General features: G+C 71.6%; 21 protein-coding genes, 1 tRNA gene and 1 other RNA gene. 18 read left to right on the forward strand and 5 right to left on the reverse strand.

All coding sequences use genetic code 11. The annotated features are described in order from the left end of the window. Positions 1-1,437, reverse strand: a 1,437-nt coding sequence (locus ACFV9H_RS06080) for a DNA polymerase III subunit gamma and tau (protein ID WP_385393960.1), incomplete at its 3' end; no start/stop codon positions are given. A 64-nt stretch (positions 1,438-1,501) separates the two neighbouring features. Further along, an RNA gene (ffs, locus tag ACFV9H_RS06085) (signal recognition particle sRNA small type) lies at positions 1,502-1,600 on the reverse strand. A 108-nt stretch (positions 1,601-1,708) separates the two neighbouring features. Between ffs and ACFV9H_RS06090 the strand changes: the two genes are divergently transcribed. After that, positions 1,709-1,796 (forward strand) — tRNA-Ser (locus ACFV9H_RS06090). Between the two features lie 130 nt (positions 1,797-1,926). Here the strand turns inward: ACFV9H_RS06090 and ACFV9H_RS06095 are convergent. After that, a complete protein-coding gene (locus tag ACFV9H_RS06095) occupies positions 1,927-2,997 on the reverse strand; it encodes a LuxR C-terminal-related transcriptional regulator (RefSeq protein ID WP_385393963.1) in 1,071 nt (356 codons plus the stop codon). A gap of 28 nt (positions 2,998-3,025) precedes the next feature. Here ACFV9H_RS06095 and ACFV9H_RS06100 point away from each other — a divergent pair, with 28 nt between their 5' ends. The 16 genes from ACFV9H_RS06100 (at position 3,026) to ACFV9H_RS06175 (ending at position 18,543) form a co-directional block, all read left to right on the forward strand. After that, positions 3,026-3,283 carry a hypothetical protein gene (locus tag ACFV9H_RS06100; protein WP_385393965.1) on the forward strand — a complete coding sequence of 86 codons (258 nt, stop codon included), beginning with the start codon at positions 3,026-3,028 and terminating at the stop codon, positions 3,281-3,283. Between the two features lie 232 nt (positions 3,284-3,515). After that, positions 3,516-3,704, forward strand: a complete 189-nt coding sequence (locus ACFV9H_RS06105) for a lysine biosynthesis protein LysW (protein WP_385393968.1) — start codon at positions 3,516-3,518, stop codon at positions 3,702-3,704. Then, positions 3,704-4,570: a RimK family alpha-L-glutamate ligase gene (locus ACFV9H_RS06110; RefSeq protein WP_385393970.1), complete on the forward strand. Its 867-nt coding sequence runs from the start codon at positions 3,704-3,706 to the stop codon at positions 4,568-4,570. The genes ACFV9H_RS06105 and ACFV9H_RS06110 overlap by 1 nt, the downstream gene beginning before the upstream one ends. Positions 4,571-4,584: 14 nt before the next feature. Then, positions 4,585-5,217, forward strand: a complete 633-nt coding sequence (locus tag ACFV9H_RS06115) for a degT/DnrJ/EryC1/StrS aminotransferase (RefSeq protein ID WP_385393973.1) — start codon at positions 4,585-4,587, stop codon at positions 5,215-5,217. Continuing rightward, positions 5,214-6,533, forward strand: a complete 1,320-nt coding sequence (locus ACFV9H_RS06120) for a DegT/DnrJ/EryC1/StrS family aminotransferase (protein WP_385393975.1) — start codon at positions 5,214-5,216, stop codon at positions 6,531-6,533. Before ACFV9H_RS06115 ends, ACFV9H_RS06120 begins: the two co-directional genes overlap by 4 nt. Beyond that, positions 6,526-7,587, forward strand: coding sequence for an N-acetyl-gamma-glutamyl-phosphate reductase (gene argC, locus ACFV9H_RS06125; RefSeq protein ID WP_385393977.1), 1,062 nt, complete (start codon positions 6,526-6,528; stop codon positions 7,585-7,587). The genes ACFV9H_RS06120 and argC overlap by 8 nt, the downstream gene beginning before the upstream one ends. After that, positions 7,584-9,434, forward strand: coding sequence for a M20/M25/M40 family metallo-hydrolase (locus ACFV9H_RS06130; RefSeq protein ID WP_385393980.1), 1,851 nt, complete (start codon positions 7,584-7,586; stop codon positions 9,432-9,434). The genes argC and ACFV9H_RS06130 overlap by 4 nt, the downstream gene beginning before the upstream one ends. Continuing rightward, a complete protein-coding gene (locus ACFV9H_RS06135; protein WP_385393983.1) occupies positions 9,434-10,288 on the forward strand; it encodes a thiamine pyrophosphate-dependent enzyme in 855 nt (284 codons plus the stop codon). Before ACFV9H_RS06130 ends, ACFV9H_RS06135 begins: the two co-directional genes overlap by 1 nt. After that, the gene (locus ACFV9H_RS06140; protein WP_385393985.1) at positions 10,285-11,223 is read left to right on the forward strand and encodes a transketolase family protein; all 939 of its coding nucleotides are present in this window, start codon (positions 10,285-10,287) and stop codon (positions 11,221-11,223) included. Before ACFV9H_RS06135 ends, ACFV9H_RS06140 begins: the two co-directional genes overlap by 4 nt. Positions 11,224-11,302: 79 nt before the next feature. Continuing rightward, positions 11,303-12,556: an ATP-grasp domain-containing protein gene (locus ACFV9H_RS06145; RefSeq protein WP_385393987.1), complete on the forward strand. Its 1,254-nt coding sequence runs from the start codon at positions 11,303-11,305 to the stop codon at positions 12,554-12,556. After that, complete coding sequence (locus ACFV9H_RS06150; RefSeq protein WP_385393990.1) at positions 12,553-13,881, forward strand: hydrolase; 1,329 nt, start codon at positions 12,553-12,555, stop codon at positions 13,879-13,881. The genes ACFV9H_RS06145 and ACFV9H_RS06150 overlap by 4 nt, the downstream gene beginning before the upstream one ends. Then, a complete protein-coding gene (locus ACFV9H_RS06155; RefSeq protein WP_385393992.1) occupies positions 13,878-15,179 on the forward strand; it encodes an MFS transporter in 1,302 nt (433 codons plus the stop codon). The genes ACFV9H_RS06150 and ACFV9H_RS06155 overlap by 4 nt, the downstream gene beginning before the upstream one ends. 46 nt (positions 15,180-15,225) lie before the next feature. Beyond that, a complete protein-coding gene (locus ACFV9H_RS06160; RefSeq protein ID WP_385393995.1) occupies positions 15,226-16,167 on the forward strand; it encodes an NAD-dependent epimerase/dehydratase family protein in 942 nt (313 codons plus the stop codon). Continuing rightward, positions 16,168-16,479: a putative quinol monooxygenase gene (locus ACFV9H_RS06165; protein ID WP_385393998.1), complete on the forward strand. Its 312-nt coding sequence runs from the start codon at positions 16,168-16,170 to the stop codon at positions 16,477-16,479. Continuing rightward, complete coding sequence (locus ACFV9H_RS06170) at positions 16,476-17,753, forward strand: ATP-grasp domain-containing protein (protein ID WP_385394001.1); 1,278 nt, start codon at positions 16,476-16,478, stop codon at positions 17,751-17,753. Before ACFV9H_RS06165 ends, ACFV9H_RS06170 begins: the two co-directional genes overlap by 4 nt. A gap of 19 nt (positions 17,754-17,772) precedes the next feature. Further along, positions 17,773-18,543 carry an alpha/beta fold hydrolase gene (locus tag ACFV9H_RS06175; RefSeq protein WP_385394003.1) on the forward strand — a complete coding sequence of 257 codons (771 nt, stop codon included), beginning with the start codon at positions 17,773-17,775 and terminating at the stop codon, positions 18,541-18,543. A gap of 174 nt (positions 18,544-18,717) precedes the next feature. Here ACFV9H_RS06175 and ACFV9H_RS06180 read toward each other — a convergent pair whose 3' ends face one another. Both ACFV9H_RS06180 and ACFV9H_RS06185 read right to left on the reverse strand, forming a co-directional pair. Then, positions 18,718-19,845, reverse strand: a complete 1,128-nt coding sequence (locus ACFV9H_RS06180; protein WP_385394006.1) for a TDT family transporter — start codon at positions 19,843-19,845, stop codon at positions 18,718-18,720. Positions 19,846-19,888: 43 nt separating this feature from the next. Then, a complete protein-coding gene (locus ACFV9H_RS06185; RefSeq protein ID WP_385394009.1) occupies positions 19,889-20,362 on the reverse strand; it encodes a MarR family winged helix-turn-helix transcriptional regulator in 474 nt (157 codons plus the stop codon). A 130-nt stretch (positions 20,363-20,492) separates the two neighbouring features. Between ACFV9H_RS06185 and ACFV9H_RS06190 the strand changes: the two genes are divergently transcribed. Then, complete coding sequence (locus tag ACFV9H_RS06190; RefSeq protein WP_385394011.1) at positions 20,493-21,335, forward strand: NAD(P)H-binding protein; 843 nt, start codon at positions 20,493-20,495, stop codon at positions 21,333-21,335. Positions 21,336-21,348: the final 13 nt, after the last annotated feature.

The following is a 21,348-nucleotide window of genomic DNA, read 5'->3' on the forward strand; positions in this document are numbered from 1 at the left end:
CTGGCCGGGCGCGGAGGCTCCGGGCCAGGCACCGGCGGCGGGGGCCGGGGCGGCGGCGGGCGGCGCCACCGGCTCGGGAACGGGAGCGACCGCGGCAGCGGCAGCGGGCTCCGGGGCTCGCACCGGCTCGGGGGCGGGCTCGGGAGCCCGTACGGCGGCACGCGCGGCGGCGACGCCCCCACCGGGCCCGACCGGCGCCATGGCGTGCGCCTCGGGCGCCGGTACGTATCCCATGGCGGGCGCCGCCGCGGCCTGCGGCCCGGCGGCGAAGGCCGCGGCCCCGCTGCGCTCCAGCCGGTCGAGCCGGGCCTGGAAGGACCGCTCGTCGTCGAAGGCGGCGGGCAGCAGCACGCGGGCGCAGATCAGCTCCAGCTGCAGCCGGGGCGAGGTCGCGCCCCGCATCTCGGTGAGCCCGGTGTTGACCAGATCGGCGGCGCGGGACAGCTCGGCGGCCCCGAAGACGGAGGCCTGGGCCTGCATCCGCTCCACGACGTCGGCGGGGGCGTCGATCAGCCCCTTCTCCCCGGCGTCGGGCACGGCGGCCAGGATCACGAGGTCGCGCAGCCGCTCCAGCAGGTCGGCGACGAAGCGCCGGGGATCGTTCCCGCCTTCCACCACCCGGTCCACGACCTCGAAGGCGGCGGCCCCGTCCCCGGCGGCGAAGGCGTCGATGACGGAGTCGAGCAGCGACCCCTCCGTGTACCCGAGCAGGGAGGTGGCCATGGCATACGTCACACCTTCCTCACCCGCACCGGCCAGCAGCTGGTCCATGACGGACATCGAGTCACGCACGGAGCCGGCGCCGGCGCGCACGACGAGCGGCAGCACTCCGTCCTCGACCCGGGCGCCCTCACGGCCGCAGACCTCGCCGAGGTAGTCGCGCAGGGTTCCGGGCGGCACCAGTCGGAAGGGGTAGTGGTGCGTCCTGGACCGGATGGTCCCGATCACCTTCTCCGGCTCCGTCGTGGCGAAGATGAACTTGAGGTGCTCCGGCGGCTCCTCGACCACCTTCAGCAGGGCGTTGAAGCCCGCCGAGGTGACCATGTGGGCCTCGTCGATGATGTAGATCTTGTACCGGCTGGACGCGGGCCCGAAGAAGGCCTTTTCCCGCAGGTCACGGGCATCGTCCACACCACCGTGCGAGGCGGCGTCGATCTCGATGACGTCGATGGACCCCGGCCCGTTCCGGGCGAGGTCGCGGCAGGACTGGCACTCGCCGCAGGGGGTCGGAGTGGGGCCCTGCTCACAGTTCAGACACCTGGCGAGGATGCGCGCGCTGGTCGTCTTTCCACACCCGCGCGGCCCGCTGAACAGGTACGCGTGATTGACCCGGTTGTTCCGCAGGGCCTGCATCAGCGGGGCAGTGACATGCTCCTGCCCGATGACCTCGGCGAACGACTCGGGGCGGTAGCGGCGGTACAGCGCAAGGGACGACACGTCTACGAGGTTATCCGGGCCCACCGACAACGGTGGCCTTCCGACTCCTCCGGGGCCCCCAGGAACGCAAAGCGCCCCCCACGCACCCGCCAGAGCCCACTTACCCTTGCTGCCTTCCGGCCCTGGGGGAGTTGGGTGAGATAGCGCCACGTGAGGGGCTGAGCCCACCCTAGCGGATGCACGCCCCCGGAATCGACCCCGGCCGGGACCCGGTCACCCGCCCGACGATCACGTTCGCGAGCACCCCTCAACGTCTTGTATTGTTTGCGGCGGAGGATTCGCCTAGTGGCCTAGGGCGCACGCTTGGAAAGCGTGTTGGGGGCAACCCCTCACGAGTTCGAATCTCGTATCCTCCGCCAGTGCCTCACCGGGCACTTGAAGGCCCCGACCGGGAAACCGGCCGGGGCCTTCTGCGTTCTCCCCGCCCGCCCGGGCCCGGCCGGCCCGCAGGACGGGCTCGGGCAGGCGGGCGGCGCAGGTCGGAGGGCATCAGGCGTCCAGGTCGGCGGGGGCGTGCCCGCCGCCGGCGCCCCCGCACGCGCCGCCGCCCTGCGTATCGCAGAGGCAGCCGTCGGACGAGGAGTCGCCCAGGAGGCCGGTGCGCGCCGTGAAGTAGGCGAGCTGGGCGCGACTGTTGCTGCCGAGCATGTCCGAGGCCTTCTTCAGGTGGGTCGCCACGGTGCGGGTGCTCATGCCGAGGCGGCTGGCGATCGCGGCGTCGGTGTAGCCGTCGACCATGAGCTGCAGCACCCGCAGCCGCGTCTTGTCGGTGAGCAGCCGGGGGCGCTGCTGGGCCGGTTTGAAGGCGACCGGCTCGGCGCGTTCCCAGGCGTGCTCGAAGACCGACGCGAGGAAGTGCACGATGGCGACGTCTCGGATGACCAGGGCGTGATTGCTCCGGTCGCCCGCCCCCTTGTCGGGGATGAACGCGACGGACCGGTCGAAGACGATCAGCCGGTCGAAGACCTCGTCGAGGGTGCGCACCGCGACTCCCGCCTCGGTGACGGTCCTGATGTAGTCGAGGGTCGGGCCGTGCGCCCGGACCGTGTGCTGGTAGAGGGTGCGCTGGACGACACCCCGCTCCTGGGCCTGCACGACCCGCCGCAGGGACTCGGCGAGGATCCCCTCGGGCCTACTGCCGCCGGGCTGCGCGGTCAGCAGTTCCTCGGTGGTCGCCTGGGTGGCCTCGTCCAGTGCCGCGGCGATCACGGCCGGTCCGACCAGCCGCTCCACGGCCGGGTCCCCGTGCTGCCGCGCCTCCTGGTAGATGCTCTCCACCTCGGACATCGACGCGCGCAGCGCGGCCAGACGCTGCTGCTGCGCGAGGATGGCCTGCTCAACGGGGTACGCCTGGGCCGAGGTCGCGACCGAGGGCGGCACCGGCACGAGGGTGCCCGGGTCCCCCGCCGAGGACGTCAGCAGCCCCAGCTCCGACAGACACGCGGGAGCCTCGGCCTTGTCCACCGACCCGTTTAACAGGGCGACGCGGTAGACCCGTCGCCCCTCCTCGCAGATCTCGGTGTGGTTCCCGGCCTCACGGTTTTCCGGTCTGGTGCACATGAGCTCCCCCTTCAGGTTTCCGCAATGCATGATCCTGATGCCTGTGGGTGCTTCCCGCAACCTCGCCCCCTGGGTCATTCTCTTCACAGAAAGGGCAGCACAGACCGGCTCGATCGAAATATCCCAGGGGGAACGAGAAATGGACCTCAGTCACTTTCTGCGCAAAGTTCTGGGCACTCTCGCAGTGGCCGCCGCAGTACTGATCGGAGTCACCGCCATTCCGGGCGGCGCCGATCAGGTGACCGCCGCCGCCAAGACGACCACGCCGGACCCGGGCTGGGGCTGAGCCCCGGCATCGCACGCGATGAACTGCGGATTCCGACAGTTCACCCCGGGCGGACGCCTCCGCCGACGGATCCGAAGGGTCCGACGGATCTGCTGGATCGCGGTCGTCGCTCTGACCCCGGAACGGTTGGGGTGATTTTCGGCCACGAATCTCGCCACACCCTCGGACCAAGCAGGCAAAGACTCATCGTCCGGATATTTCGGCATGCCAATTTACAGAAGGAGTTTTCGTAATGACCACCGCAATTGCGGCCCCGAAGTGCCTCGTATGCGACTCGGAATTCGAAATTCAGGAGGACTGGGAGAAGGGTGAAATCACCGAGTGCACGGCCTGCGGCCAGGAGCACGAGGTGGTCGAGAAGTCCGACGCCGCCGTGCGCCTGGACCTGGCCCCCGAGGTGGAAGAGGACTGGGGCGAGTGATGACAGACGCCCAGGTCCTGCTCTCGGTCACCATGCTGCGGCCCGACGAGAAACTCATTCTCGGAGCGCTGCGTGACGAGGGCCTGACGGCACAGCCGTTGCTCATGGAGGATCTGGCCGGGGTCGTGGCGGGCCACACGGGCCCGCCCGGTCTCGTCCTCGTCAGGAACCTCTCCCACCGTGAAGCGATCAGCGTCTCCCGCAGGCTGGAGCACGCCGCGATCCCCACCTTCAACCGCGCCGCGGCCATCGAGACGTGCAACGACAAGGGACTGCAGTCCCTGATCTTCGCCCGGCACCACATCCCCCACCCGGCCACGCGGCACGCCTTCAGCTACGACCAGGTCCGCTCGACCGTCACGGAGTTCGGCCTGCCCTCGGTCGTCAAGCCCGTCAGCGGGTCCTGGGGACGCGGGGTCACCAAGATGACCAACGTCGAGTGCGTCGAGGCCTGGGCCGGCGGCCGTGAGTCCGCCGACGCCGCGGGCAAGCTGTTCCCCGTCGTCGTCCAGGAGTACATCGACAAGCCGGGCCACGACCTGCGCGTGGTGGTCGTCGGGCGCACTCCCGTGGTCGCGATCCAGCGCGTCTCGGACAACTGGCGCACCAACACCCACCTCGGAGCCGAGGTCCAGCGCGTCGAGATCACCGCGGAGATCGAAAAGCTCTGCGGTCAGGTCGTCGACGCCCTCGGCGAGGGCTTCTACGGAGTGGACCTCGTCGAGAACCGCGCCACCGGCGAGCTCCTCGTGCTCGAAGTGAACGCCAACCCTGAATTCGCCCGCTCCTCCGCCGTGCACGGAGTGAACGTGGCCGGCCACCTCGCCGCCTACGTCGCGCAGCAGCTCGCGGCCGTGGCCGCGTGAGACGGAGACCAACCATGGAACTGTTCGATACCGCTACGGTGCTCACCCGCGTCCTCACCTCGGGCGTGGTCATGAGCATCGAGAAGAGCGACCGGGAACTGCCCGGTCTTGAACGGCTGCTCACGAAGCAGACCGGACGTGCCAAGGCCGTCCTGCTCAACAGCCGTACGGGTGCCGTCCACGCGGCCCTCGCCGGCCAGCGCATCGGCCACGGGGACACCATCTCCGTGGCCGGTGCGGACGCGGCCACCGTGGCGTTCCTGAACTGGCTGGGCGTCACCGTCGCCGTCGGCGACGGCCCGGCCGCGTACGACTACCTGGCGCTGGACTCCACCAACGCGGACCGGCTGGCCGAGCTGGCCGCCGGGTCCACCGCCCCCGCGCTGGTCGTGGACCTGACCGGGCTCGGCTTCGGGCCGGCCGCGGCCGTCCTGACCGACGACCCCGACGTCTGGAACCGCGCCGAGCGACTGAAGATCTTCGGCGCCTACGACCTGCGCACGATGTGGACGCAGGAAGAGGCGGACCCCGACCTGGTCCCCGGCGTCCAGTTCAACTACCGCCTGAGCCCCCTGGTGGCCGCCTGCGCGCGGATGGCCCTGACCCAAGCGGCGCGACCCGCCGCCACATCCGGAGCACGCTCATGATCACTGACTTCCCGGCAGCCCCGCTGCCCCTGCCCGCCGCCGCGGACATCGAGGAGGAGCTCGCCGCCCTCGGCGGCGGGGCGATGATCCCCAAGGCCCTGCGCCGCACCCTCTTCCCCGTCATCACGAAGGAAGACGTCTTCAACCTGATGCTCGCGCAGCGTCAGGCGCCCGAGAAGGTCGTCGCCGACTTCGCCGAGGCCTACCGCGGTTACGTAGGCGCCGAGTACGCCCTGCCGACCGCCAGCGGCACCTCCAGCCTGCACATGGCCCTGGTCGGCGCCGGCGTGCAGCCCGGCGACGAGGTGATCGTCCCCGCGTTCACCTTCATCGCCACCGCCCAGGCCGTCGTCGCGGCGCACGCCATCCCGGTGTTCGTCGACATCGACCCGCTCACCTACTGCATGGACCCGCAGGCCGCGGCCGCCGCGATCACCAGCCGGACCCGCGCGCTCATGCCGGTGCACGTCCACGGCCTGCCGGCCGACGTGACCGCGCTGCGCGCCCTGGCGGACCGGCACGGCCTCGCCCTCGTCGAGGACGCCTCGCACGCCCACTCCGCCAAGATCGACGGCCGGGTCGCCAGCTCCTTCGGCGACGCCGCCGGCCAGAGCCTGATGGCCGACAAGAACTTCCCGCTCGGCGGCGAGGGCGGCATCGCCTTCTTCTCCACGCAGGAGGCGTACGACCGGGCCGTCGGCTACCTGGAGCGGCACGGCATCGACTACGGCATGTCCTGGGTCGCCGCGGCGTTCGGCAGCAGCCAGCTCAAGCGCCTGCCGTACTACGACGAGATCCGCGCCCGCAACGCCACCCTGCTCGGCGAAGCCCTCGCGCAGACCGGCCTGTTCACCCCGCCGCACGTCCCGGACGGGCACGTGCACGCGTACAACATGTACCGGATCACCCTGCACCCCGAGGCCGTCGGCCTGGGCGACCTGCCCGTGCACGCGGTCAAGGAAGCGGTGCACGAGCTGCTCGTCGCCGAGGGCGTCCCCGCCCGCGAGTGGCAGAACACCCCCATCCCCTGCCACCTGCCCTTCCGGCACCGGGACGGCTTCGGCAACGGCTACCCCTTCTCGCTCAACCCGGGCGCCGTGCGCGACCACCGCCCGGAGGACTTCCCGGTCACCCTCGGGATGCTCGACAGCACCCTCGTCCTCTGCCGCGAGCTGCGCTCGCCGGTCGAGTGGGAGCGCGCCCGGCGCTACGCCGACGCCTTCACGAAGGTCGCGCGGCGCCCGGACGCCATCCGCAAGCTCGTCGAGGCCGGCGACTACCTCCGCCCGTACGAGAAGGCGGCCCGCCTTGGCTGACATCGGGAACCCCAAGATCCGCGTCGCCGTCATCGGCGGCAGCGGGTACACCGGCGGAGAAGTGATCCGCCTGCTGCTCGAACACCCAGACGTGGAGCTCGCCTTCCTCTCAGCGGAACGCAACGCCGGCGCCACCATCGGCAGCGTCCACCCCTGGATCCGCAACCACCCCAAGGCGGGCGGCCTCAAGTTCCGCCCGCTCTCGGAGCTCGCGGACACCGACGGCGTCGACATCGCCTTCGGGTGCCTGCCCACCGGCGCGCTGCCCGAGCGGCTGCCGCTGATCGCCGCGCACGCGAAGCGCGTCCTCAACCTGGGCGGCGACTTCCGGCTGCGGGACGCCCAGGACATCGGCACCCACTACCCGAAGACCTCGGCCCATCCCCCACTGGAGGACTTCGCGTACTTCGTGCCGGAGCTGAGCCCGGCCGTCCCCGAGAGCCGGTTCATCAGTCTCCCCGGCTGCATGGCCGTCACCAGCATCTACGCCCTCTACCCGCTCTTCGCCGAGTCCCTCGTGGAGGAGCACGTCATCGTCGACGCCAAGACCGGTTCCACCGGCGGCGGACGCGGCAGCGACGAACCGCCGGCCGAGCGCACCGGGAACTTCCGGGTGCACAAGCTGTACGGGCACCGGCACGCGCCGGAGATCCACCAGGCCATCGCGGAGTTCACCGGCGCGGCCCTGGACCTCCAGTTCTCCACCCACAGCCTCGACGTGGCGCGGGGGATCATGGTCACCGCGTACACGAGGCTGCGCCCCGGCGTCACGGCGCTGGACGTCAAGCGCGCCTACGCCAAGGCGTACGTCGGCAAGCCCTTCGTCCGGGTCCGCCCGGCGCCGAAGGCCCCGCAGGACTTCCCGATGCTCAAGGCCGTCGTCGGCTCGAACGTCGCCGAGGTGGCGATCGCGGTCCGCGACGGGCAGTGCATCGCCGTGGCCGCCCTCGACAACCTGATCAAGGGCGCGGCGGGCCAGGCCATCCAGGCGATGAACCTGCTCTGCGGCTTCGACGAGAAGGCCGGGCTGCCCACCACGGCGGTGTCGCCGTGACCAGGCCCCTGTACGTGATCAAGGCGGGCAGCGCGACCCTCGACCGGGGGACCATCCACCAGGAGGTCGCGGCCCTCGTGGCCCGCGGCGCCCGGGTGCTGCTGGTCACCGGCGGCGCGACCGGCATCGAGCGCCACTACCGGGCGATCGGCCGCCCGATGCCGCAGCTGCGGCTGGCCAACGGCGACACGGTGCGCTACTGCCCGCCCGAGGAGATGGCGCACCTGGTCGACGCCTACGAGCGGGTCACCCTGCCCGCCGCCGAGGCGGAACTGCGGGCCCTCGGCCTGAGCGTGTTCACCGCCGTCGCCGCACGCGGCGGCCTGGTGACCGGCCGGGCGAACCGGCCGCTCAAGGCGCTGTCGGCCGAGGACCGGCCGCTGGTGGTCCGCGACCACCGCGTCGGGGTCCCCACCGAGGTCGACACCGTGCGGCTGAACGCCCTGCTGGACGCGTACGACGTGGTCTGCGTGTCCCCGCCGGTCGCCGACGAGGGCGGCGGCTCGCCGCTGAACGTCGACGCCGACGTGCTGGCCGCCGTCCTCAGCAACGCGCTGGACGCCGACCACCTGCGCCTGGTCACCGGCACGGCCGGGCTGCTGACCGACCCTTCCGACGCCGGCTCCACCCTGGAGAACGCCTACCCCGGCGACGGCGCCCGGTACGCCGGCGGCCGCATGCGCCAGAAGGTGCGCGCGGCCGAAATGGCCCTGGAGGGCAGCGCGGACGTGGCGGTCACCGGACCGCACACCATGTCCGACCCCTCGGGCTGGACCCGGTTCTGGCGCACCCGGGAGCCCTCCGCCGACCTCGCCCTGCTCACCAAACTGGTCTCCGTTCCCTCGGTCTCGGGTGACGAGGCGGAACTCGCCACGTTCCTCGCCGACTGGTGCCGCGAGCGCGGCATGAGCGCCGAGGTCGACAAGGCGGGCAATCTCGTCGCCACCCGCGGCACCGGGCCCCGGCGCCTGCTCCTCCTCGGCCACCTCGACACGGTCCCCCACCACTGGCCCGTCGAATGGCGCGAGGACGAGCTGTGGGGCCGCGGCAGCGTCGACGCCAAGGGCAGCCTGGCCAACTTCCTGGAGGTGCTCGCCCACGCGGACATCCCCGAGGACGGCCAGCTGCGCGTGGTCGGCGCGGTCGAGGAGGAGATCTCCTCCTCCAAGGGCGCCTTCCACGTCCGTGACCACTACCCCGCCGACGCCGTCGTCATCGGGGAGCCCAGCGGCTCGCAGAAGCTGACCCTCGGCTACTTCGGGCTCTTCAAGCTCAAGGTGACCGCGTCGGTGGCCAGCGGCCACTCGGCCGGCATGGACGCGGTGTCCGCCCCGGACCAGCTGATCCGGTCCCTCGACGCGATCCGCGAGGCGGTCCTCGCGAAGGCGCCGGACGCGTTGAGCGCGGTCATCGACATCACCTGCGACACCGGCCGCGAGGAGCACCTGGCCACCGGAATCCTCAACTTCCGCGTGCCGCCCACGGCGGACCTCCCGGCCCTGCGCGGAGCCGCGCTCGGCCTCGCCCGCGAGGGCGTGACCATCGAGGTGCTGCGGGCGACCCCGGGCTACTCCGGGAGCCGTGCGAGCTCGCTGGTCAAGGTCTTCACCCGGGCCTTCGCCGACGCCGGCATCCGGCCGCGCTTCGTGGTCAAGAAGGGCACCTCCGACATGAACACCCTGGCCACCACGTGGAGCGACGTGCCGATGGTGGCGTACGGGCCGGGCGACTCGGCCCTCGACCACACCGACGAGGAGCGGATCGGCGGCATGGAGTACCGCACGGCGCGCTCGCTGCTGGCCGACGCGGTGAACCGCTGGTTCGCACTGCCCGAGGGGAGCCGCTGATGACCGTCCTGCTCGACGCACCGGCCGACGTACCGGCCCAGGTGGTCCCGACCGAAGACGACGCGCAGGCCGCGCTGTTCGCCACCCTGTCCGAACGCGCGGCGGCGGCCCGGCGGCTCATCGTCGACATGGCGGCCAGTACGCGCGGCTGCCACCTCGGCGGCAGCCTCTCCGTGCTCGACATCCTGATCGCGGCCCTGCACCGGGCCTCGGCGGGGGACGGTACCGAAGTCGTCCTGAGCAAGGGACACGCGGCGGCGGGCCTGTACGCGGCCCTGCACGTCAGCGGTGTCCTGCCGGAGAACCCCGCCCCGCTGTACGGGCTGGCCGGCCACCCCTACACCGGGCACCCGGGCCCCAAGGTGCCGGGCGTGCGGTTCCCCACCGGGAGCCTCGGCCACGGCGTCCCGTACGCCGCCGGGTGGGCGCTGGCCCGCCGCATCGGCGGGCAGGGCGGCCTCGGCATCGCCGTGGCCGGTGACGGCGAGCTCCAGGAGGGGCTCGTCTGGGAGACCTGCCAGGTCGCGGCGGCCCAGCGGCTGGGCAACTTCGTCCTCGTGGTGGACCGCAACGGCGGCCAGAACGACGGGTACGTCGAGGACATCTCGCCGCTGCACCGGCTCTCCGAGCGGTTCGCCGCCTTCGGGTTCGAGGTGGCCGAGACCGACGGGCACGACCTGCGGGCGCTCACCGCGATCCTGTCCGCCGACCGCTCGGAGGCCCACCGGCCGCTCGCGGTCATCGCCGACACCGTCAAGGGCAAGGGCGTGGCCGCCGTACAGGGCAAGGCCGGCTCCCACTACGTATCCATCGACGCCACCCGCGCCGCCAAGTGGAAGCGAGCGATCCGATGAGCCTTTCGGGACGTGACGCCTATCGGGACGAACTCACGAGGATCGCCGCCGAAGACGCCTCCGTGGTCTGCCTGGAGGCCGACCTGGGTGGCAAGGGCCACCCGTTCGAGGCGGCCCACCCGGACCGCTTCTTCAACCTCGGCATCGCCGAGGGCGCCATGGTCGACATGGCGACGGGGCTGGCCGTGGCCGGCTACAAGCCCTTCGTCAGCACCTTCGCGCCGTTCGCGGCGCTGCGGGCGGCGGAGAGCCTGAAGCTGACCCTCGGCTACCTCGCCGCCGGCGTGACCGTGGTCGCGCCGTACGCGGGGGTCTCCGGGGCCTGGTTCGGCACCACCCACCACTGCCTGGAGGACCTCGCGATCCTGCGGAGCATTCCGGGCGTGACCATCGCCGCCCCGTACGGCGAGGCCGAGATGCGGGCGGTGGTCAGGGAGGCCGCGCGAACCGGCCGGCCGCACTACATCCGTACGGGCCGCAACGCCGCGTACACCTCGCTCGACCGGGACGGCGACGTCCCCCCGCCGGTCAACTGGGAGTCCCGGGACGACTCCGACGAGGTGTGCCTGGTCTCGGTGGGCGAGGAGGGCACCCGCCTCGCCCTCGAAGCCCGCCAGGCCTCCCCGGGCACGTCCCACGCGCACCTGGTCTACCTGGACCACGAGCACCTGACCTCGGCCGCCGCCGAACTGGCCCGCCACCACCGGCGGTTCGTGGTCGTCGAGGAGCACCGCGGGCAGGGCGGAGTCGCCGAGGCCCTGGCCCTGCTGATGCCCGAGTGCGAGGTCACCTCGGTGGCCGCCGGGCAGAACTGGCCCACGCAGGGCGGTGACCACCAAGAGGTCATGGCCGCCCTCGGCCTCGACCTGCCCGCCGTGCTCTCGGCCGTGTCCCGGGCCCGGGGCGGCCACCGCCCGACCCACGACGCCGCCTGATCCCGGCCGCCGCCTGATCCCGCCGCACCGTCGGCAGGCCCGGTCACCGGGCCCAACCAACAGAATTCAGGAGACCCCCGTGCACATCCTCATGATCGAATGCAACCCGAACGGCATCGCCGGCATCGCCAACGCCCTGGAGCTGGGGCACGACGTCACCCTCGTGTCGGTCGACCCCGACTTCTACCTCGGCGCCTCCCCGCTGGCCGAGGCGGCCTACGCCCACCCGAACTGCCGTGTCGTCAAGAGCGAGCAGGCGTTCTCCATCGACGAGCTCATCGCGCTGGCGACGGAGCTGCACGCCGAGCGGCCCATCCACGGCGTCACCACCTACAGCGAGTACCACACCGTCCACACCGCCTCGGTGGCGAAGGCGCTCGGCCTCCCGGGCATGAGCGTCGAGGGCGCCCGCAACGCCCGGCACAAGCACCTGACCCGCCTCACCCTGGACGGCACCGGCATCCGCCAGCCGCGCTTCGCCCACGTCGCCGACGTGAACGACGTCGAGGCCGCCGTACGGGAGGTCGGGTTCCCCTGCGTCGTCAAGCCCTCGGACGGCACGGCCAGCCTCCACGTCCTGCACCTCAAGGACGAGGACGACCTGACCGCCTACCTGGCCGAGCTCGCGGACGTCGTCGACTACGGCCGCGGCGTCGTGCGCATCCCGGACATCCTGATCGAGGAGTTCGTCACCGGCGAGCTGATCTCGGTGGAGTCCTGCGTGCTGGGCAAGGGCGAGGTCGTCAACCTCGGCCTGACCGACCGCCCGCTCAGCGGCTTCCCGCACTTCATCGAGATGGGCGCCACCTACTTCACCGGCCACCCCCTCCAGGACGAGCTGTTCGCCATGACCACCGGCATCCTGGACGAGCTGGGCGTGGACTTCGGCTTCATCCACACCGAGTTCCTGCTCGGTCCGGACGGTCCGGTGCTGTGCGAGGTCAACGGCCGTCTGATCGGCGGGATCGTGCCGACGCTGATGGAGATCTCCTCCGGTGTCGACGCCTACCTGCAGGTCATCCGCCAGGCCCTGGGCGAGACCCCCGAGCTGCCGTTCCCGGGTGAAACCACCGCGGGCGGCCACTGGTTCGGCGCCCCGATCGCCGGCACCGTGGACTCCATCGGCTTCGACGGTCTGGCGGAACTGCCCGGTTTCCACGGCGCCCAGGCGTACAAGAAGCCCGGCAACGAGGTCAGCCGGCTCTCCAAGAGCAACTTCGACTGGATCGGCCACATCATCTTCACCGGCGAGGGCCGCGACGAGGTCAACAAGCGTTGCGAGGAGGGCCTGGACCGCATCGACCTGCGGATGCGGGTCGAGGTCGCCCGATGAGCGGGGCCTCCGCCGAGCAGCCCGGCCCGCTCGTCCTGCGGGGCGTCGCCATCCCGGCCATCGACGCCGAGGCCCTGTTCGACGTGACCGTAGCGGACGGCGTCTTCACCGCCATCGAGCGCACCGGTCGGCCGCGCCGCGGCGACGAGAACGAGCTGTGGCCCGGCTACACCGAGACCCACGCCCATGTCTCCCTGCCCCCCAACTGGGACGACTCGGTCGACGACCCGCGGATCACCGCCCTGCAGTACCTCTACCACGGGGTCACCCACGTGGTGGACATGTTCGGGTTCCCGCTGCTGGCCGAAGCCTGGGAGGCCGGCAAGGCCTCCTCGCCGTGGCCCTACCCGGAGCTCGTGCACTGCGGTTACGCGGTCACCGCGATGACCAACGGCGCCGGACTCACCGGTCACGGCGTGGAGTTCCCGGCCCCGGTCCACATGCTCGCCGTGGAGGCCGACCTGGAGCACGCGCTGCGGACCAACCTGGAACGCGGCGGCACCTTCCTGAAGGTCATGTTCACGGACGGCACCGAGCAGCCGGGCAGTCCGGTGAAGTTCTCCCGGCTCTCCGAGCACGTGATGCGCTTCACCGCCCGGATGGCCGCCGAGCGCGGCGTCACGGCGGTCATCGACTGCAACACCCTCGAGGAGACGCTCTTCGCGTACGAGTGCGGCTTCCGCCTCTTCGCCCACTCCGTCCGCGACCGGACCCTCACCGAGTCGGAGTGGAAGGGGCTCGCCGGCGCCCGGTTCGTCTCCACCCTCGCCGGGCTGCGCTCGATGATCATGACCCGGGAGGAGTTCCTGACCGAGTACGGCCGGGAGGGCTTCCGCGAGACGCAGGACGGCTACAACCTGGAGTTCGTCCACGGCATCGAGAAGCCCTTCGGGATCGAGTACGGCTGCCAGGAGACCCGCACCGCCGCGCTGGCCGACATGCGCCGCAACGCCCTCACCGCGCTGCGCGACGGGAACCTGCTGGTCGGAACGGACTCCGGCAACCTCGGCGCGTACCACGGCTACTCCTTCCTCGGAGAGCTCGACGCCCTGCGCGGGGACGACCCCGCCCTGGAGACCCCCCTGCGCCACCAGGCCACCGTCGGCGGCCGGCGCTACTTCGACGAGCTGCGCGGGGAGCCCGCCGTCCCGCACCACCTCACCGTCGGGGAGAGCGCGACCTACAACCTGCACGCTCCCGGCCGGCCCCTGTCCGCCCTCCCGCTGGCCACCGTCGTGCGGGGGGTCCCCGTCAACCGGCCCGCCCTGGCGCGCGCCATCGCCGAGATCCGCTCCAACGAGACGAAAGGCAAGGCCGCACTGTGACCACCGAACGCAGGCGCGCCCTCATCGGCGTCAACGCCGGGATCCTGCTCGCCAACACCGGCAGCTTCATCTGGTTCCCCGTCCTCGTCGCCGCGCTCGGCGGCACCGGCAGCGGCTTCTGGGCCGGCGTGGTCATGTGCATGACCTACATCGGCCGGCTGCTCGCGACCTTCGTCTACGAAGGGCTCGCGGCCCGCCTCCGGGTCCGCGGGGCGGTGTTCCTCGGCACCTCCGTGGAAGCGGTGGCGCTGGGCCTGATGGGATTCACCGACGGGCTGCTGCTCTACGGCGTCCTGGCGTTCTTCATCGGGTTCGGTTCCGGGGCCTCGTTCCCCGGCCTGAAGAACATCCTGGTGTCCTTCCCGGACGATGAGCGCCCCAAGGCCTTCTCGACCTTCCAGATGTGCGGCCAGGTCGGCCTGTTCGGTGGCGCGCTGCTCGGCGGCCTGATGGCCGGAGTGGACCTGCGCACCCTCTTCTCCCTGGTCTTCGCGATCTTCCTCGTCTACTGCCTGGTCGCCTCGGCGCTCATCCCCCGGGACGGCTTCACCGACCCGGCCCGCACCGAAGGGCCCGGGAAGCCGGCCGGGCGGAGCCGGGCGCCACTGTTCAGCACCGCGGTGCTGAAGGGGATCGACGTGCGGGGCGCCACCCGCTACTTCCTCCTGTCGGCCGTGTTCTGGTTCCTGTCCATCAGCTTCGTGGTGGGCATCCCGCTCCACATGCAGGAGTTCGCGGCCCAGTGGGCCCCGTCCGCCCCGTTCTGGATCACCGGACTGAGCGTGCTGGTCCTGCAGTACCCGGTGTTCAAGTTCCTGATCAGGCACCTGCGCCCCGGCGCCGTCATGGCCGTCGGACTGACCGGCATGACCGCGGCGTTCCTCGCCTTCGGCGCCGGCCGCACCGCCCCGTGGGTCGTCGTGGGCTGCCTCGTCGTGGTGCTCGGGGAGATCCTCTTCGTGCCGTCCTTCGACATCTGGGTGGCGCGCAAGGTGCCCGAGGACCGGCTAGCCAAGGCCATGGGCGCCATGCACTTCTTCCGCAGCGCCGGAAACATGATCGGGTCGCTGATGGCCGGAGCCCTGTTCGACCTGTCGCGGAACGCGGGCGTGCCGGGAGGGAACTGGTACGTCACGGCGGCGGTGGCCGCGGTGTGCGCCGTCATCTGCCTGCTCAGCCGCGACGAGGACGGCACGGCCGGCGCCACTGCGGACGCCGCTTCCGCCGCCGCTCCCGCCGCTTCTCCCGACGCCGCCGGGGAGCCCGTGCCTCAGCCGGCGACCGCGGCCTCCGCCTAGTCACGGAAACACGAACGGATTCAGGAAAGATTGAGGAGGACGACAGATGGCCGACATCTGCGTTGTGGGTGGAACCCGGTTCTTCGGCAAGATCCTCGTGCGGGAACTGCTCGACCGGGGGCACCGCGTCACCGTGATCACCCGCGGCCGGACGGCGGACCCGTTCGGGGACTCGGTACGACGGCTGCGCGCCGACGTCAACGAGCCGGGGCAGCTGGCCGAAGCCGTGGCCGGAGAGCGGTTCGACGCCGTGATCCACCAGATGTGCTACACCCCGAACGCCGCCCTGGAGGCCTCCCGGGCCTTCGGCGACCGGGCCGGGAGGATCATCCTCACCAGCACCGTCGAGGTGTACAACACCGACACCTTCCGGTGGCGGATCCCGGCGCCGGCCATCAGCGCCTTCGCCCACGAGGACGAACTCGACCCGGCGAAGTACGAGTACGACACCGACCTCCCGTGGGGCGACCTCTCCTACCTGGAGGCCAACTACGGCGAGGGCAAGCGCCAGGCCGAGGCCGCGATGGTGCACAGCGCCCAGGTGCCCGTGCTGATCGCCCGGGTCGCCCACGTGCTGGCCGCCGAGGGCGACTTCACCGGCCGGTTCCGGTTCCACCACGACCGGATCGTGGCCGGGGAGCCCGTGGTGGTGCACGCCCGGCACGGCCGGACCTCCCTGGTCCACGCCCCGGACGCCGCCCGGTTCCTCGCCTGGGCGGCCACCGCCGAGGTCACGGGCACGGTCAACGTGGCCTCGCCCGACAGCGCCGGCCCCCTCGACATGTGCGCCGCCGTCGAGCGGGCCACGGGGCTCGAGGCGACCGTGGTGGAGAAGGACGATCCGGCCGGCGACCCCGCGCTGTCCCCGTTCTCCTTCCCCGTCGACTTCGGGGTCACGACCACCAGGCTGGCCTCGCTCGGCCACGCGTTCGCCCCCGTGGCCGAATGGCTCCCCGAACTCGCCCGTACGACAGCCCAGGAGCAGTGAATGTTCGACCTCATCGTCATCGTCCGCGTACCGAAGCCGGACGACATCGCCCCGGTCGCCGACGCGCTGGCCCGGATGCGCCCGGTCTGCCTCGCCGAGGACGGCTGCGTGAGCTGGGAGGCGTACCACTCACAGGAGGACGCCGGCCGGTTCGTGCTCGTCGAACGCTGGGCGAGCCGTGCCCACTGGGAGGCGCACGGCGACCAGTCCGCCATCCAGGACATCTACCTCCCCGACATCCTCCCGCGCGTCGAGCGCGAAGTTCACCCGAGCGTCCCCGTGGGGACCACGTCCGAAGGAGCCACCGCATGACCAGCCCGCACCGCATCGCCGTAATCGGTGGCCGTCCCGCCCCCGTTCACGGAGCCAGGGAACTCGGCATCGACGTCACCCTGATCCACACGGAAGGCCAGTTCGACCGGGCCGAGGCCGAGCCGCACTGCTCCACGATCCTCACCGGCGACATCACGGACGCCGGCGAGCTGCTCGCCCTGCTCCAGCCTCTGCACGAGGCGAACCCGTTCGAGTTCATCCTGACGACCACCGAGCTCGCGGCGGTGTCGGTGGGCGAGGTCAACGCCAAGCTCGGCCTGCCCGGCACCAGCCCGGAGGTCTCCCTGACCATCCAGGACAAGGCGCTGACCCGGCAGGCACTGGACCGGCACGGGCTGAGCCCGGTGCTCTACCGGCAGATCGACAGTGAGGCCGAGGCGGTCGAGTTCCTGGCGGAGGTGGGCGGTCCCATCGTCCTGAAGCCGGGCAAGGGCGCGGGAAGCCTGCACATCCACAAGGTGGACAACGCCGAGGACGCCGTCCGCGCGGTACGGGAAGTGGCCGCCTTCGGCTACGGCGGCGTACTGGCCGAGGAGTTCCTGGAGGGGCCGGTCATCAGCGTCGAGGCGTTCTCCCACCGGGGACACCACGTGGTGCTGGGGATCTGCGAGTACCGGGTCAACGAGCACTTCGTCGAGTGGGAGTGCAGCGTCTCCAGCGACCAGGCGGCGCCGCACCTGGCGACCCTCCACGAGCTCACCGCCGGCGTCCTCGACGCCGTCGGCCTGACGGACGGCCCCTCGCACAGCGAATTCGTCCTCACCCCCAAGGGGCCGCGCCTGCTGGAGACGCACAACCGGCTGTCCGGCTCCGGCATCCCCGAGATGGTCAACCGGTCGACCGGCTGGGACCCGGCACGGCTCTTCATGACCGTCCCCCTGGGCATCGACCGCCTCCCGGACGTCGCGCCGCGGCCCGAGCGCGGCGCCGCCATCCGCTTCCTGGACGCGGAGGCGGGGCGGATCACCGCCATCACCGGGGTGGACGACCTCCCCGTGCCGGTCCGCTGGGTCCCCGCGGGGACCACGCCTCCGCACATGATCCCCTTCCTCAAGAGCTTCACCGGCTCCGAGGCGGGGGCAGTGATCAGCAAGCACGTCGGCGACCGGGTGGCGGCCATGGACTCGCTCCTGGCCTGCGACAAGGGCTACGTGTTCGCCACCGCGCCCACCCGCGCCGAAGCCGTCCGCCGTTGCGAGGAACTCGCGGCGCGCATCCGCTTCCACGTCTCCGCCGAGGAAGATGGTCGGTAACGAGGCAGGGAGAGCGGCGATGGGGACTTACGTTCAGCTCGGTGCGGTGAAGACCTGGTACGACGAGCACGGCGCGGGCGAGCCGCTGGTGCTGATGCACGGCGGGCTGGTGGACGCGCGGTTCTTCGAGCCGAACCTTCCGGCGCTGGCCGAGCACTTCCGCGTGTACACGCCGGAGCGCCGCGGGCACGGACACACGCCGGACGTGGAAGGGCCGATCGGCTACGAGCTGATGGCGCAGGACACGATCGCCTTCCTGGAGGCGGTGGTCGGCGAGCCGGCCGACCTGGTCGGGCACAGCGACGGCGCGTTCACCGCGATGCTGGTCGCGATGAAACGGCCGGATCTGGTGAAGCGGCTGGTGCTGATCAGCGGCGGCTTCAACAAGTCCGGTGAGGCCGCGCCGGACATGGAGTGGGACGTGGACGCCATCGCGCGGTTCCTCGGCCCGGCCTACGGCGAGGTCTCACCGGACGGCGAGGAGCACTTCCGGGTGATCGCCACCAAGATCGGCGAGATGGCGGCCAAGGAACCCGACCTGCGGGCCGAGCAGTTGGGTGCGGTCACCGCCCACACCCTGGTGATGTTCGCGGACGACGACCTGATGACGCTGAGCCACGCGGTCGAGATGTTCGAGGCGTTGCCGAGTGCGGAGCTGGCCGTCGTGCCGGGCACCTCGCACTTCCTCACGCAGGAGAAGCCGGAGCTGGTCAACCGGCTGGTCCTCGACTTCCTCACCAAGGAGCCGGTGCCCACCATCGCCGCCGTCAGGCGGGCACCGGCTGCCTGAAGCGGCCGACGCGTACGCGCCGGCCGCTTCACCGGCCTCGGAGGAGGTCGGTGAAGAGCCGGTGGCCAGTGCGGTCACCGGGCATCTGCCAGTGAACCGGCGGGACGCTTCCACCCTCCGGCAGGGGGTCGTGCGCCGGTGGCGGCGTCCGGCCGATGGGTCCATGGACCGGTTCTATGACCCGCCGGGGACGCGTCGCGGCAGGTCAGGCCGCTGCGGGAGCGTCCCCGCGAGCAGTGCGCGCAGCGTGCACCAGGCCGTCACCGCCCAGGCCGCGAGGAGGAGGGCGTACAGGGCCACGGCCAGCCATTCGTAGAAGTGCAGTCCCGTGTGCCGGGCGAGACCCGCGGCTCCGGTCACGCAGGTGCCGACGGGGAAGGTGAAGGCCCACCAGGTCATCGAGAAGCCCATCCCCTCCCGCCGGGCGCGTACGACCGCCGCGGTGGCGAGTGCGAGCCACAGCAGGGCGAATCCCATGACCGGCACCCCGTAGAGCACCGCGAGCATCCCAAAGCCCTGCGCGTACTGCTCCTGCACCACGTGCGGCGCGACGTCGGCGAACTGGTTGGCCGCGGTAACGGACTGGCCGAGCGGGCCGAGCACGAGGAAGAGCGTCGGCGTCAGGAACAGCGGGAGGCGCGGCCCGGTCAACAGCCGGGCGAAGACGACGGGGAGCATCACGAGGGTGGCCATCATGCTCAGCCCGAACATCCCGTAGCAGCCGAGCAGCAGCAGCTCCCGCCACTGGCCGGTCGGCAGGTGCGGCAGGAGCACCGGGCCGAGCGCGGCGGAGACCAGCGGTGCGACGACGGGAAGCAGCCAAACGGGTGAGGCGCTGCCGGGTTTGAGGCCGTGCCGGGCGGCCATCAGGTACGGGATGGCCACGGCGGACACCAGGGCGACGGCCGTGCCGGTGGTGTACAGGACGGTGTCGACGGCCACGGCCGCGCGGGTGCCGAGCCAGTCCTCGCCGACCAGCATGGTGCCCCCGCCGACGGCGAGCAGCGCCATGGCGAGGCAGCCGTAGAAGGGGGCCATCGCCGGGTCGAGGAGGTGGGCGCGCGCCCGGTCGCGGTGGTGTCGCCAGTGCAGCGCCCGGGCGGTGAGCAGTACGGCGAGCATGACGACGGCCAGCGCCCAGAAGACCCGACTGAACACGCGCAGGCCCGGGATGCCGAGCGGCAGGGCGACGCCCGCGTTGGCGATGATGGCGGTGCCCATGACCGAGGCGTACCAGTTCGGCCCGAGCTCGCGCACCGCGCCGGCCCGCCGCTGGATGACCGTGACCCTGACCGTGACCATGCCTCCAAGCTCGCGCGGATCTTGGAGGCACGCCACCGCTCGGTCAGCGCCGGCGGAGCGCTTCCTGCGAGGCGACGTACTTCAGCATGAGGCGGGCGAGGTCGAGGCGATCCCGCTCCGACCAGTCCGCGGTGATGTAGTCGTAGGCCGCGCGCTGGTGGCGGCGGAAGCGTGCCATCAGCTCCTTGCCCTCGGGGCTGAGGTGGAGGACCGTGCGGCGGCCGTCCTGCTGGGAGGCGGCGCGGATCAGGTAGCCGGCGGAGATGCAGTCGGAGACCATGCGGCTGGCGACGGAGGGGTCCGTGCCCAGGTGCTCGGCCACCGCGCCGACGGTGACCTCGCGGGCGTCGTCGCCGGCTTCGGCCTCCAGGATCACGTTGAGGACCAGGGTGCGGCTGAGGTCCTTCTGGGAGATCGGGTTCTCGACCTCCAGGAGTGAGGAGCGCCGCAGCTTCCCGAACGCCGGGCCGACGGCGTCCAGCAGCTCTTCTGCCGTTTCCGGCTCGTGCTTCGTCATGCCCCTCAGATTACCTATGTGACCCCACGAAGACATGTGTTGACATGAAAACGTGTGCATGTCAGCATGCATATGTACGCAGACAGCGAAACGCACGCGACGAACATCCCGAAAGACGAAGGAGATTCCCGTGACCATCCTCATCACCGGCGCCCGCGGCAAGGTCGGCCAGGCCGTCATCGCCCGCCTGCACTCCGCCGGCCTCACCGTCCGCGCCGCCAGCGCCGACCCCGCCGAGCTGACCGTCCCGGACGGCGTCGAGGCCGTCGAACTCGTCCTCGACCGCCCGGAGACCTTCAAAGCCGCCCTGCGCGGTGTCCGCCAGCTCTTCCTCTACCCGCAGCCCGCCGGCATCCACGAGCTGGTCAAGGCCGCCGAAGCCGCAGGCGTCGAGCACGTCGTCCTGCTCTCCTCGTCCTCCGTGAACGGCCCCGACGCCGAGAACGACCCGCTCGCGAGCCACAGCCTCAAGGTCGAGCGCGCCCTCGCCGACTCCGACCTCACCTGCACCTTCCTGCGCCCGGACGCCTTCGCCAGCAACTCCCTCGGCTGGGCCTGGTTCATCGGCCAGGACCAGCCGGTCCAGCTCGCCTACCCCGACGCGCACATCGCGCCCATCCACCCCGAGGACATCGCCGACATCGCCGTCGAAGCGCTGACCGGCGACTCCCTCACCGGCCGCACCGTCACCCTCACCGGCGCCGAGTCGCTCACCTTCCGCGAGCAGCTCGCCGTCCTCTCCGAGGCGATCGGCCGCGAAATCCCCGTCGAGCACATCACCCGCGCCGAGGCCGAGCAGCAGATGGGCGGCCACATGCCCGCGCACATGGTCGCCTCGCTCCTCGACCTGTGGGAGGCCGCGAACCACGGCCCCGCCGCCATCGGCGACACCACCTCCAGCCTCCTCGGCCGCCCCGCGCGCACCTTCCGCCAGTGGGCCGGCGAGAACTCCGCCGCCTTCACCGGGCACTGACCCCAAGGGATCC

The sequence above is a fragment of the Streptomyces sp. NPDC059874 genome (assembly GCF_042731135.1).
Taxonomy (GTDB): domain Bacteria; phylum Actinomycetota; class Actinomycetes; order Streptomycetales; family Streptomycetaceae; genus Streptomyces.

What these genes read in the sequence shown, in the direction of transcription:
- ACFV9H_RS06165 (WP_385393998.1), top strand. Translation starts at nt 16,168, where the DNA reads ATGTTCGACCTCATCGTCATCGTCCGCGTACCGAAGCCGGACGACATC.
- ACFV9H_RS06105 (WP_385393968.1), top strand. Translation starts at nt 3,516, where the DNA reads ATGACCACCGCAATTGCGGCCCCGAAGTGCCTCGTATGCGACTCGGAA.
- ACFV9H_RS06110 (WP_385393970.1), top strand. Translation starts at nt 3,704, where the DNA reads ATGACAGACGCCCAGGTCCTGCTCTCGGTCACCATGCTGCGGCCCGAC.
- ACFV9H_RS06160 (WP_385393995.1), top strand. Translation starts at nt 15,226, where the DNA reads ATGGCCGACATCTGCGTTGTGGGTGGAACCCGGTTCTTCGGCAAGATC.
- ACFV9H_RS06115 (WP_385393973.1), top strand. Translation starts at nt 4,585, where the DNA reads ATGGAACTGTTCGATACCGCTACGGTGCTCACCCGCGTCCTCACCTCG.
- ACFV9H_RS06180 (WP_385394006.1), bottom strand. Translation starts at nt 19,845, where the DNA reads ATGGTCACGGTCAGGGTCACGGTCATCCAGCGGCGGGCCGGCGCGGTG.
- ACFV9H_RS06095 (WP_385393963.1), bottom strand. Translation starts at nt 2,997, where the DNA reads ATGTGCACCAGACCGGAAAACCGTGAGGCCGGGAACCACACCGAGATC.
- ACFV9H_RS06185 (WP_385394009.1), bottom strand. Translation starts at nt 20,362, where the DNA reads ATGACGAAGCACGAGCCGGAAACGGCAGAAGAGCTGCTGGACGCCGTC.
- ACFV9H_RS06120 (WP_385393975.1), top strand. Translation starts at nt 5,214, where the DNA reads ATGATCACTGACTTCCCGGCAGCCCCGCTGCCCCTGCCCGCCGCCGCG.
- ACFV9H_RS06135 (WP_385393983.1), top strand. Translation starts at nt 9,434, where the DNA reads ATGACCGTCCTGCTCGACGCACCGGCCGACGTACCGGCCCAGGTGGTC.
- ACFV9H_RS06100 (WP_385393965.1), top strand. Translation starts at nt 3,026, where the DNA reads ATGATCCTGATGCCTGTGGGTGCTTCCCGCAACCTCGCCCCCTGGGTC.
- ACFV9H_RS06140 (WP_385393985.1), top strand. Translation starts at nt 10,285, where the DNA reads ATGAGCCTTTCGGGACGTGACGCCTATCGGGACGAACTCACGAGGATC.
- ACFV9H_RS06175 (WP_385394003.1), top strand. Translation starts at nt 17,773, where the DNA reads ATGGGGACTTACGTTCAGCTCGGTGCGGTGAAGACCTGGTACGACGAG.
- ACFV9H_RS06170 (WP_385394001.1), top strand. Translation starts at nt 16,476, where the DNA reads ATGACCAGCCCGCACCGCATCGCCGTAATCGGTGGCCGTCCCGCCCCC.
- ACFV9H_RS06150 (WP_385393990.1), top strand. Translation starts at nt 12,553, where the DNA reads ATGAGCGGGGCCTCCGCCGAGCAGCCCGGCCCGCTCGTCCTGCGGGGC.